The following is an 11432-nucleotide window of genomic DNA, read 5'->3' on the forward strand; positions in this document are numbered from 1 at the left end:
AAGGGCTACGACTACGACCACCTGCGCCGCTGGCTCCGCAAACGAGGTATCCGGCACCGCAGGTCCCGCAAGGGCATCCAGTCCTCCACCCGGCTGGGCCGGCACCGCTGGACGATCGAGCGCACGATGTCCTGGCTGGGCGGCTGCCGCCGTCTGCACCGCCGCTACGAACGCAAGGCCGAGCACTTCCTGGCCTTCACCGCCATCGCCTGCAGCCTCATCTGCTACCGCAGACTCACCAAATGAGGCGACGTCTAAGCCTCGGCCAAGGCTTCCTCGCCCACCGCCGGCATCGGTTCGGGACCAGTGGGCGGCAGTGGGGGTATCACGCCGTCCTGGGGTGCACCGTCCAGGCCGCGGCCGACGAGCTGGTTGTTCTCGTAGAAGGGGGCCATCCCCGCCAGCGGCGGCATTTCCTCCCGCAGCCGTTCGGCCACCGACGGCGTGGGCCGTTCGCCGTTGGCCAGCACCTGCCGACCGCTACGGAAAGCACTTTGCCGTCCGGGGTGATGTGGTACTTCACATCCGTGCCGCAGGCCATCAGCCCGGTCGCGATCGCCCGGTCCCACAGCCGCATCTCACCTGGTGCACCGGTCACACCACCGGCGCCCAATTGTGTATGCCCTAAAGGACAATTCACACCCCCATTCGCCTTCCGTACCGTGCGCCCCATGAGAAAACGTCTCATCACCACAGCCACGGCAGCCACCGCGGCGGCGGCCGTCCTGCTCACCGCGGCCCCCGCCAACGCATCCATCCACAAGACCAAGCCCAAGTCGTGGAACTGCGGCTTCGACGACGCATGTACCAAGAACACCCGCAGCGGGCCGGGATCGGCGAAGGTCTACCGCTGGTACCTCGGGGACTTCGAGGACACCCTGATACGCGTGGGCAACCGCAAGTACGGCCTTGAGCACATCAAGCGCGGCGGCTCCACCGGCAACAAGGCCAACCACCCCTACAACGGCTACGCGATGCGCCTGTGGGACAAGGCCATCAACAACTTCGCCAAGGGCAGCAAGGGCCACGTCAACAAGGTGTCCACCACCCATACCTACAAGTACGGGCGCGGGAAAAAGAAGCGCACGATGTGCGTGGTCACGATGGGACGGGACCTCAAGCTCGACGGCAAGAACTACGGCCTGACGGGCATCTGGACCGCCTATTGGGTCAAGGGGCACGTAGGCTGGAAGGGCTGTAAGAAGGGCTGACCAGGCAAGGGGGCGCGGGGTGAATCCATGGCAGGAAGGGGACTGGGTGGTTTCCACCGTCCCCACCGACAACCCAGGCGACCTCGTGGGCCAGGTCGTCATGATCACCGCTCATGACGAAGTCCTCGTCGACTTCGAGGACAGCAGCGGCGGGTACGCGCCCGGCGAACTCGCCCCCGCCCCCCGTACCGCCGAAGACTTGGCGGGGCTGCGCACGGCCTTGCTCCCCTACCGGCGCCTTGAGGAGGGCCGCAAGCAGCCGGTCACCGCCACACCCGAGGAAATCCAGGCCATCGCCTTCACAGCCCAGAGCGCCGACCAGGTGCACGCCGCAGGCCCTGAGGGGCAGCGCCTGCGCCTGCTCGACATCAGCGAACGCCGCGCCGACTTCACCCCGCCTGCCCCGCCCGCCCCACCAGCCGGTGACTGGTATGACGCCGCGTGCCCGCCGCCCGCCGCCGCACCCGCGCACATGCACCTCGCCTGGTCCCTGAAACAGACGTGCCGCTTCGCCGGCGCCCAGGGCGACCTGCCCGTACTCCTGGGCTGCGAGACCTCTCCCGCCTACGACACGGCCGACCTGCTCATGTCCTACCGGGCCCGCGTCTGGCGGGTGCGCCTGCCGCTGGTCTGGCCCGAGCCCGCCGACGACACAAGCGGCCCCCTGCACGCCCTGGCCTTCCACCTGGACGAGTTGTTCACCGACGGCCAGGCCCTCAAGGAAACCCCGCCCCGCCGACGCCGCCCTGGAATTCCATACGCGGACGGCAACGTCATCCATGCTTTCGGCGTCCCCGTCACACAGTCGTAGCGTGAGGCGGAACGCAGCGGGCCGGTGCTGGAGACGGGGTGCCTCTAAGTTCTTCGTCAAGCGTGTGGGCAGCTTCGGCCCGAGGTTCGATCTTCTTCGTGGGGCATGAGGCTGTCTGGTCGTGCCAGAGATGATGAGTGGGTCGGAGGCGGCCTTGGCTGAGGCGTCGTCTCCTTCATGGACGCAACGTGTTCGTGCCGGGCATGACCTTGCTTCCAAGCTAAGGATGCCGGCCTTCCTGCTGCGAGACCGGTTTGCTCCGGAATCTTTTCGGTCTGCGCTCATACCTTGCCCGCGTCCGGATGGAAGGGGTCCCAGCCAGCCACAAATTGTCGATTTCTGTCCTGAAGTTGGAGAGAAACTGCGATGAACGCATGGATACGCTCCACCCGCTTGATCAGCTCCCCGCTCAGCGGGGTGATACATAGGGGGCGGTATGACCGGACGTATCTCAGGATTCATCTCCAGGTCGGCCACGGCAGCAGCGCTGGCGGTTTCCATGTCGGCTGCCGCCGGCAGCATGACTCCAGCGCAGGCAGGGCCGGACGTCTGCGAGCTCGCCGAGGGGGATCTGACGGTCACGCTGAACCTGACCATCGACGAAGGCGACTCGCATGTCACCTTCACCCCACACGCCGCCTGAGCCGCTGGCAGGCGGGCCGTCGGCCAATAAATCCAAGGGCACCTACGAGAGAGTCCGTAGGTGCCCTTCTTCTGTGCCCCCGGCAGGATTCGAACCTGCGACACCCGCTTTCAGGAGTGCTTGAGCGATCATGACAGCTGGTTCTGGACAGTGCTCTGAGGTCCGGTTTCTGCAGGTCAGCAACGTGTCGCTTGACGGGCGGTCCCGTCGTGCCGCCGACTGCCGCTGTCCGCTCACGCATCGCTCACGCAGGCTGAGCCTCACTGACCTGCAGGTTCCCTCTGTCACGCGTACGAAATCATCGGCGTGACCTGCCGGTCCCGGGGAAGTCCCGACGACTGGTCCTTGTCGACGGTCAGCCAATTTCCCACCTCGAACGCCACGGAATGGGCCAAGGGGACGGTGACGTCGCGACCGTCGTGGACCGTTGACAGTCCTGTGCTCTCCCGAACGCGTCCTGCATCGCGGTGCGCCGTCCGGGCTCCTACGACGCGGTCTCGGAGGGCGTCTTCTCCGCACCACCGCTGTGTGCCACGGCCGGAGACACAGCGGTGGAGTTGTGACGCCGGGCGGTCAACCAGGTGGCGACCGGCTCGGTGTACCGGGCGGTGAGCGGACCCAGCACAACCAGGATCAGCACGTAGGCGGTGGCCAGGGGACCGATGGAGTACTCGATGCCGACGGAGGCGTCCAGACCGGCGATCACGATGGAGAACTCTCCCGCGGGCGAGCAGCGTGCCGCCGACCCGCCAGCGGCCTTTGCTGGAGATAGTGGCGCGCTGGGCGGCCCAGTAGCCGGTGGCGATCTTCGTGGTCGTGACGGCGGCGAGGGCGAGCGCCCGGAGCAGGACCGGGGATGCTGGCGGGGTCGGTGTTCAGGCCGGACAAAGAAGATCGCGGCGAACAGGTACCTCAGTGGAGAGAACAGGGTGTGGCGCCCCTCCGCGACCTTACGTCGCAGCGCCGCCCGCAGTTCCGACGTCGGCCGCCCCGCGGCACCCGCCGCATACTCCGGGCGCCATGACCCGCGCGGTCGCCAGGTGTGGGAGGGCACTGGGCGTCATAGGCTGACCTTCAGGGGGCTGCGCCTTCGTGGAACAAGGCACGGCCGGAATGGCCTGGCGGCCATGCGGTGAAGTCCCTGGCAGCGGAGTGAGAGGCCCGTGAACTCTCCGTACACCCTCGCGTTCGACAGCTCTGCCGAGGCCGGGACGAGCAGGCTCGGCGGCAAGTGCACCGCGCTCATCGTGATGACCCGGGCCGGTGCTCCGGTGCCGCCCGGGTTCGTGGTGACCATGGATGCCTTCGAGGCGCTGCTCGACCGCGGCGGGTTGCGCCGGGCCGTCGACACCGCCCTTGCCGGGCTCGTCGCCGATCCGGGTGCTGTGGCGGCGCGCGGCGCCGAGATCCGCTGCATGGTGATTGACCAGCCCGTGCCCTCACCCGTCGCGTCGGCGGTGACGGCGGCGTACGAGGAGCTCTGCCGAGCCGTCGGCTGCCCGGATGTCGCGGTGGCCGTCCGGTCGAGCGCCGAAATGGAGGACCTGACCGAGGCGAGTTGCGCCGGTCAGTTCGACACGTTCCTGTGGATCCGGGGTGCCGAAGCCGTGCTCGGAGCCGTCCGGCGTTGCTGGGCGAGCCTGTGGACCGACCGCGCGATCATCTACCGCGCGGCCCGTGGGCTACCGCAGACGGGGTTGCACATGGCGGTCGGGGTGCAGCAGATGGTCGATGCCCGTACCTCCGGCGCCGCCGTGACCGTCAACCCGGCTGACGGCGACCCTTCGAAAATACGGGTTGAGGCGATCTGGGGACTGGGGCAGCTCATGGTGTCCGGCGAGGTGACCCCGGACGCCTACCTGGTGGACAAGGTACTGCTCAGCACGGTGCGGACGACGGTGTCGCCGAAGCATCAGGAACTGGTTCCCGCCCCCGACGGGCACGGGCTCGCACGGCGGGTAGTCGAGGAGGGCCGTCAGCAGGTCCCCTGCCTGACTCAGGGGGAGGTCGTGGAGATCGCCCGCCTGGCCAAGACCGCCGAGCGGCAATACGGCTGCCCGCAGGACATCGAGTGGGCCGTCGACAAGCACCCGAATGGCTCCACGGATACGGGCGCCACCGTGAGACTGCTCCAGACGCGGCCCGAGACGGTCTGGAGCCGTCGGCCGAGGACACCTGCCCGGGCCAGCCACGGCGCGGGCGTCTCCAGCATCCTCGAGACCCTCCTTCGCCCTGGGAGGTAGCCGATATGCCCCCCTCGGCTCGGCCGCCGTCGAAAGACTCGTCCACGCCGAGTCGGCATCGCCCGCCTGCGAGCCCTGTAAGGAGCACGTCAAGATGACGGTCTCGCGCACAGCCTTCCCGAGCCCCTACGAGATGACCGCCCCCGCGGCCGCGGAGGGGTGGGAACGGCTGTACCCGTACTACATGGTCTTCCAGCCCTGGCGGCGCGCGGCCGAGGAGGAGCGGTTCTGGTTCCGCGACAGCCAGCACTGGCCCACTGTGGTGAAGCCGTTCGAGACGGTCGTCACTGAGCTCGCGTTCAAGGGCCAAGGCCAGTTCAACACCCGGCACTTCGTCGTACCGCCCGCGTACGGCGTCACGTTCCGCATCCACCAGGGCTACGTCTACCTGAGTCCGGTGGCCGCGCCGGAGAGCCGGATCCCTGCCCGAGCACAGCAGTTCCTGGAACGCGCCGGGTATTACTACGCGAACTGGGACAGGCTGCTGGAGAACTGGAAGGGCAAGGTCCTCGGCACCATCCGTGAACTGGAGTCCATCAGCTTTGGCGAGCTACCGGAGGTCCAGCCGTACGAGGACATCGAAGCGGGGGTCGGCCTGGGGGCCGCCGATGCCCTGCTCGGCGGGTACGACCGGCTCCTCGCCCTGTGCCAGCGCGCCTTGCAGTACCACTTCGAGTTCCTGAACCTCGGCTACGCGGCTTACCTGGACTTCTTCCAGTTCTGCAAGCAACGGTCCCCGGAGATCCCGGACCAGGGCATCGCGGCGATGGTCACGGGCGTGGAGATGGAGCTGTTCCGTCCGGACGACGAGCTCAGGAAACTGGCAAGGCTCGCTGTCGAACTGGGCGTCGACAGGGCACTGACCGTGCCCGACCCCGGGGAGCACACCCTGACCGCCCTCAGCCGTGAGCCGCGGGGCCGCGACTGGCTCGACGCCTGGAACGCCGCCCGCGATCCCTGGTTCAACTTCACCTCGGGCAACGGCCTCTACAGCAGCGACCGGTACTGGAGGGACACCCCCTCGCTTCCCCTGGGGTACGTCCGCGACTACATCCTGCGCCTGCGGCGGGGCGAGGCCATCGACCGGCGCCTCGCCGAACTCGCCGCTGAACGCGAGCGGATCACCGGCGAGTACGCCGCACTGCTCGACTCCCCGGCACGGGCCGACTTCGAGGCGAAACTGGGCCTCGCCCGCCAGGTCTACCCGTATGTGGAGAACCACAACTTCTACATCGAGCACTGGACGCTGGGCGTTTTCTGGCGCAAGGCCAGGGAGCTGTCCGCTCTGCTGCACCGGGCCGGGTTCTGGCCCGGCGCGAACGACATGTTCTACCTCACGCGTGACGAAGTCCGCGCCGCGCTGTTCGACCACGCTTCCAGCTGGGCGATCGGCGTCGAGCCGGCCGGCCCCGGCCACTGGCCGGCGGAGGTGGAACGGCGTCGCCGGATCGTGGCCGCGCTCGCCCGGCAGCACCCGGAACCGGCGCTGAACGAGCCGCCGCGCGCCATCACCGAGCCGTTCAGCGTCATGCTGTGGGGCATCACCAGCGAGCGGATCCGGTCGTGGCTGGCAGCCCCGGGCGACGTGGGCGACCTGACCGGCATGGCCGCCTCGCCGGGCGTCGCCGAAGGCACGGCCCGGGTGATCCGCAGCCCCGACGACCTGGACCTCCTCCAGGAGGGCGACATCCTGGTCGCCCCGGTCACCGCGCCCAGCTGGACGCCGGCCTTCGGGAAGGTCCGCGCGACCGTCACCGACATCGGGGGAGTCATGTCCCACGCCGCCATCGTCTGCCGTGAGTATTCCCTGCCTGCTGTCACCGGGACGGGCTCGGCGTCCACCCGCATCAAGTCCGGCCGTCGGATCCGTGTGGACGGTACGGCAGGCACGGTCACCCTGCTCGACTGACCGGCCATGTACGACAGGAGGCGTCATGACGTCCGACCGGGCGGCCCGCGAGCCGCTGTCGACCCTCCCCCTGGCAGCCTCGGAGATTCCCCTGAGCGACCCCTTTCCTTCGCCCGTGCCATTGACCGGCGTCCGGCGGGAGATGTGGGAGCGTGCCCTCCCTTACCTCGACGTGCGCGACAACGATGCCCATTCGCTGTATTCCTTTGCGCTGGCGACCGCACTGCTGCACACCCTGCCAGGAGCACGGGAGGACGTCGTGCTGCCCGCCGTCCTCCTGCACGACACCGGCTGGAAGAAGGTCCACCCTGCGGACATCCTGCCCGCCATCGCCGGGCGGGCCGGACCTGCCGGGCAGGAGACGATACGCAGGCACGAGTCCGAGGGCGCCGCCATCGCCGCCCGCATCCTCGCCGACGTCGGCTACCCGGCGCGGGACACCGAGCGGATCGTCACCATTGTCGACGGGCACGACACCCGCAGGGATGCCCTCGACCTGGACGACGCCGTGGTAAAGGACGCCGACAAGCTGTGGCGGTTGACCCCGCACGGCCTGCGGACCGTCGGTGCGTGGTTCGCCCTGGACCCGGACCGGACACTGCGGTTCGTGGTGGCACGTACCTACGACCGGCTGCTCACCGACCCCGCCCGTGCCGTCGCTGCCGCACTCACCGTGCTGGCCCGTACCGATATCAGAGTGCAGCGAAGCGGCCTGAAACCGCCATAACGCCATGAATGACTTATTTCGGTTGCTTATGGATATTTCTGGCGTGAGTCTTGACTGCATGGACACCTATCCGCCACTCGGCGTGGTCGTGACCGACCGACAGGGCCTGGTCGTCGGGTGGACGCCCGAAGCGGAACGCCTGCTCGGCCACACGAGCGCCGAGGCCCGCGGCCGGTCCGTGGCGGAACTGCTGGACGCCCCCGTGCTCGCGGGCGGGGAACCTGCTCGAGGTGAAGGGGCTGCCGAGCTCGGCGAGCGGCATCCGGACGTGAGCGTACGCCACAAGGACGGGCACCGGCTGGCCGTGGCCGTCTCCCGCTACCGCCTCGCCCCGGGGGTGGACGGCACCGTAGGAGGACCCGGCACAGTCCTGCTTGTCGCCCCGCAGTCCGGGTCGGCGGCGGAGCGCCTGCGGCAGTCGCTGTCAGGCTGGGTTCTGCAGGACTCGCCCCTGGCCCTGACGGTGTACGACACCGATCTGCGCAGCGTGTGGCAGAGCGCCGCGATGCACCGCCTCGGCGGCCCGCCGGACGAGGAGCCATGCGGACGTCGGCTGACGGAGGTTTTCGCCGGCCCCGACGCGGTGGAGTGGGAGGAGCGGATGCGGCTGGCCATGGCCACGGGCGAAGAGCAGGTCAGCGAGCTCAAGGGCACCGGCCTGACCGGCCTCGGATCCCGGCTCTTCAGTGTCTCGGCGACGCCGCTGCGGGACGCGGAGGCCCGTACGCTCGGAGTCTGTGCTCTCGTGAGTGATGTGACCGAGAGGCGCCGTGCCCGCGAGCGGCTCTCTCTGCTGAACGACGCGAGCCTGCACATCGGCAGCACCCTCGACATGGTGCAGACCGCACGGGAGCTCACCGAGGTGGCCGTGCCCAGGTTCACCGACTTCGCCCGCGTGGACCTGCTGGACGTCATCCTCCAGGGCGACGAACCCGCTCCTGGGCCGCTGGCCGGCCCCGTGCGGCTGCGGCGCATCGCGGAACTGTTCCTGATCGAGGGGGTCACCACGGAACAGCGCACCGTCGGCGAGGCGGACGTCTACCTCGCGAACTCGCCTGCCGCCCTGTGCCTGGCCAGCGGCCGGCCGACGCTGTACCGGGACAACACCGCCGCGCCGATCCGCTCCTACTACGAGACCGACGCGACCCCCGAGCGGCGGGCGAGGGTCCGGCGGATGGGCCCGCACTCATGGATCATCGTGCCGCTGAAGGCCAGGGGCACGACCCTCGGCGTGGTGTGGTTCACCCGCATGCGGGAGACTCCGGAGAGCTTCGACGAGGACGACCTTCCCCTCGCCGAGGACCTGGTGGCAAGGGCGGCGGTCTGCCTGGACAACGCCCGGCGCTTCACCCGCGAACGCGCCGCGGCTCTCACTCTGCAGCGCAGCCTGCTGCCGCAGCGGATGCCGGAGCAGTCGGCGGTGGAAGCCGCCTTCCGCTACCTCCCCGCCGAACAGCGTTCCGGGGTGGGCGGCGACTGGTTCGACGTGATCCCGCTCTCCGGAGCCAGGGTCGCCCTGGTGGTCGGCGACGTGGTCGGGCACGGCATCCACGCGGCCGCCACGATGGGCCGGCTGCGCGCCGCCGTGCAAACCCTCGCCGACGTCGACCTCGCTCCCGACGAACTGCTCACCCGCCTCGACGACCTGGTGCTCCGGCTGGCGGCGGAGTCCGGGGCCGACACGGAGCCGCCGGGAGCGGAGGCCGCCGGGGACATCGGGGCCACCTGCCTGTACGCGGTGTACGACCCGGTCTCCAGGCGCTGCTCCATGGCGCTGGCCGGCCACCCGCCCCCCGCCGTCGTCGGTCCGGACGGCACCGCTGAGTTCCTGGACGTCCCCGTGGGACCGCCACTCGGACTGGGCGGGCTGCCGTTCGAATCGATGGACGTCACCCTCCAGGAAGGCAGCCTGCTCGCCCTTTACACCGACGGCTTGATCCATTCCGGCCACCGCGAGCTCGGGGAGGGGCTTGAGGCCCTGCGGGAGGCGCTGGCCGTGCCGACGGGCACGCTGGACTCCCTGTGCGACCACGTCGTACACAAGCTGCTGCCCGAGGGCCCCGCCGACGATGCGGCCCTGCTCCTGGTGCGGCCACGGGCACTGGACGCGCGCAAGGTCGCCGTGTGGGACGTGGAGGCCGACCCCGCCGAGGTGGCGCGGATACGGTCGAACGCAGGCCGTGCCCTGGCCGAGTGGGGGCTGGAAGATGCCGCGTTCGTCACCGAACTGGTGGTCAGTGAACTGGTCACCAACGCCATCAGGTATGGCGACACGCCGATCCAGTTGCGGCTCATCCACGACCGCGGGCTGATCTGCGAGGTCTCCGACTCCAGCAGCACCGCACCGCATCTGCGGCGGGCCCGGGTGTTCGACGAGGGCGGTCGGGGGCTGTTGCTGGTCGCACAGCTCACGGAGCGCTGGGGCACCCGGCAGACGGCGGCCGGCAAGACGATCTGGTGTGAGCAAACCCTGGTCGCGGCCGACGGCCCGCTCCTCTCCCTGGAGGGAATTGCCGCCATATGACCGCGCCGTACGCGGCGTGCGACGACGACACGGAGGGGCCGGCCCGGATAACCGAGCTGCTGGAGAGGGTGGCCGACGAGAAAGCGTCACTGCCGGACATCGAGGCGACCCGCAGGCGTCTCAGTCACTGCCTGGACCTGACGAGTCGTCTCACGGTCGGCGAGTGGTTGGACATGTGGCTGGCGGGCAAGAAGGGAAGGCAGAGCGCCATCAGCGGCACGAAGAAGCCCATGCCGACGAGAGCAACATCCGGGTGCACCTGAAACCGAGGATCGGGCACCTGCGGCTCGACCGCCTCCGGGTCACCCACCTGTCGGAGATGCTTGAGCCATCGCCGAGGCCAACGTCGAGATCGCGGAGGGCAATGCAGCCCGCCGCAAGGCGTTCGAGGACCTCGCCCAGATCCCCTGGAGGGGCCGCGAGCATCGTGCCCGCCGCAAGGCGACGAAGGCGGCTATCGCGGAGCTGGAGCCGTACCGTCGCATCGTGGGTCCGGCCACGCGCCAGAGTGTCCGCCCCACGCTGCGGGCCGCGTTGAACGCTGCGATCGCCCATCAGTTGATCACCTTCAACCCGGCGGCCCACGTCGAGTTGAAGCGGGCAAGCGGCCCAAGGCTCTCGTGTGGACCGAGGAGCGCATCCTCCACTCGAAGCGCACCGGCGAGAAGCCGTCGCCGGTGATGGTCTGGACGCAGGGGCACACCGGCCTCTTCCTCGACCACGTGCGGGCAGAAGTGGACCGACACCAACCTGGACGCCGGGCTCATCACGGTCGCAGAGCAACTCGTCGTGGACGGCTGGGAGGTGTACGAGGACGACCCCAAGACCGACGCCGACGCCCGGACGATCGCGCTGGACTCCGACACGGTCCAGGCTCTCAAGCGGCACCGCGCCCAGCACGACAAGGACCGTAAGGAGTGGGGGAGTGCCTGGGTGGAGAGCGGCCGCGTCTTCACCCAGGAAAACGGCGAGTTGCTCCACCCCGCCAACGTCACACGGCGGTTCATCGAGCTGTACGAGGAGATCGGCCTCCCGCCGGTCCGGCTCCACGATCTGCGCCACGGAGCCGCGACGCTGGCCCACGCGGCCGGGGCCGACCTCAAGGACATCCAGCAGATGCTCGGCTACTCCTCGATCACCATCACGGCCGACACGTACGCGAGCAGGCTCCCCGAGGCCGACCTCGCCATCGCCGAGGCTGCGGCCCGGCTCGTACCGCGTGCCCGCCCCCCACGATGTCGCAGGTCAGCGTGCACTCGACCGTCCCCGACACAAGTGGCCAGACCTTGCTGGCCGTCCACCCGCGGGCCGTTGGCCGAGGCGCCCGCATCGTGGATGAAACGCACTGGGACGGCCTTCCCACC

General features: G+C 69.3%; 11 protein-coding genes and 1 pseudogene. 10 read left to right on the top strand and 2 right to left on the bottom strand.

Annotated elements, in window-relative coordinates; translation table 11 throughout:
- The coding region (locus M8J73_RS08195) for a transposase (protein WP_249828401.1) at positions 1-246 on the top strand (246 nt) is incomplete at its 5' end.
- Between the two features lie 8 nt (positions 247-254).
- Here the strand turns inward: M8J73_RS08195 and M8J73_RS08200 are convergent.
- The gene (locus tag M8J73_RS08200) at positions 255-470 is read right to left on the bottom strand and encodes a hypothetical protein (protein ID WP_055541152.1); all 216 of its coding nucleotides are present in this window, start codon (positions 468-470) and stop codon (positions 255-257) included.
- 201 nt (positions 471-671) lie between these two features.
- On the opposite strand from M8J73_RS08200, the gene M8J73_RS08205 reads away from it, so the two are divergent.
- From M8J73_RS08205 to M8J73_RS08215, 3 genes are all read left to right on the top strand, one after another.
- Complete coding sequence (locus M8J73_RS08205; RefSeq protein WP_157873264.1) at positions 672-1211, top strand: hypothetical protein; 540 nt, start codon at positions 672-674, stop codon at positions 1209-1211.
- Positions 1212-1257: 46 nt separating this feature from the next.
- On the top strand, positions 1258-2022 hold the full coding sequence (locus M8J73_RS08210; protein WP_249828402.1) for a hypothetical protein: 765 nt from the start codon (positions 1258-1260) through the stop codon (positions 2020-2022).
- A 436-nt stretch (positions 2023-2458) separates the two neighbouring features.
- Positions 2459-2665 carry a hypothetical protein gene (locus M8J73_RS08215; RefSeq protein ID WP_157873307.1) on the top strand — a complete coding sequence of 69 codons (207 nt, stop codon included), beginning with the start codon at positions 2459-2461 and terminating at the stop codon, positions 2663-2665.
- Positions 2666-3149: 484 nt separating this feature from the next.
- On the opposite strand, the pseudogene M8J73_RS08220 reads toward M8J73_RS08215, so the two are convergent.
- Positions 3150-3629, bottom strand: a pseudogene (locus tag M8J73_RS08220) (cation:proton antiporter domain-containing protein); the annotation flags it as partial.
- Positions 3630-3828: 199 nt separating this feature from the next.
- On the opposite strand from M8J73_RS08220, the gene M8J73_RS08225 reads away from it, so the two are divergent.
- The 6 genes from M8J73_RS08225 to M8J73_RS45740 all read left to right on the top strand — a co-directional run.
- Complete coding sequence (locus tag M8J73_RS08225) at positions 3829-4908, top strand: PEP/pyruvate-binding domain-containing protein (protein ID WP_055541850.1); 1080 nt, start codon at positions 3829-3831, stop codon at positions 4906-4908.
- 94 nt (positions 4909-5002) lie between these two features.
- Entirely contained in the window at positions 5003-6817 is a 1815-nt protein-coding gene (locus tag M8J73_RS08230) for a PEP-utilizing enzyme (RefSeq protein ID WP_055541849.1), read from the top strand.
- A gap of 25 nt (positions 6818-6842) precedes the next feature.
- A complete protein-coding gene (locus M8J73_RS08235) occupies positions 6843-7544 on the top strand; it encodes an HD domain-containing protein (RefSeq protein ID WP_055541848.1) in 702 nt (233 codons plus the stop codon).
- A gap of 43 nt (positions 7545-7587) precedes the next feature.
- Positions 7588-10068: a SpoIIE family protein phosphatase gene (locus tag M8J73_RS08240; RefSeq protein ID WP_240501651.1), complete on the top strand. Its 2481-nt coding sequence runs from the start codon at positions 7588-7590 to the stop codon at positions 10066-10068.
- On the top strand, positions 10065-10331 hold the full coding sequence (locus M8J73_RS08245; protein WP_240501650.1) for a hypothetical protein: 267 nt from the start codon (positions 10065-10067) through the stop codon (positions 10329-10331). Before M8J73_RS08240 ends, M8J73_RS08245 begins: the two co-directional genes overlap by 4 nt.
- Before the next feature lie 502 nt (positions 10332-10833).
- Positions 10834-11432: tyrosine-type recombinase/integrase (locus tag M8J73_RS45740; RefSeq protein WP_443739053.1), on the top strand; the 599-nt coding region annotated here is incomplete at its 3' end.

It is taken from the genome of Streptomyces neyagawaensis (assembly GCF_023516595.1).
Classification (GTDB): domain Bacteria; phylum Actinomycetota; class Actinomycetes; order Streptomycetales; family Streptomycetaceae; genus Streptomyces; species Streptomyces neyagawaensis.

What these genes read in the sequence shown, in the direction of transcription:
- M8J73_RS08205 (WP_157873264.1), top strand. Translation starts at nt 672, where the DNA reads ATGAGAAAACGTCTCATCACCACAGCCACGGCAGCCACCGCGGCGGCG.
- M8J73_RS08215 (WP_157873307.1), top strand. Translation starts at nt 2,459, where the DNA reads ATGACCGGACGTATCTCAGGATTCATCTCCAGGTCGGCCACGGCAGCA.
- M8J73_RS08235 (WP_055541848.1), top strand. Translation starts at nt 6,843, where the DNA reads ATGACGTCCGACCGGGCGGCCCGCGAGCCGCTGTCGACCCTCCCCCTG.
- M8J73_RS08245 (WP_240501650.1), top strand. Translation starts at nt 10,065, where the DNA reads ATGACCGCGCCGTACGCGGCGTGCGACGACGACACGGAGGGGCCGGCC.
- M8J73_RS08230 (WP_055541849.1), top strand. Translation starts at nt 5,003, where the DNA reads ATGACGGTCTCGCGCACAGCCTTCCCGAGCCCCTACGAGATGACCGCC.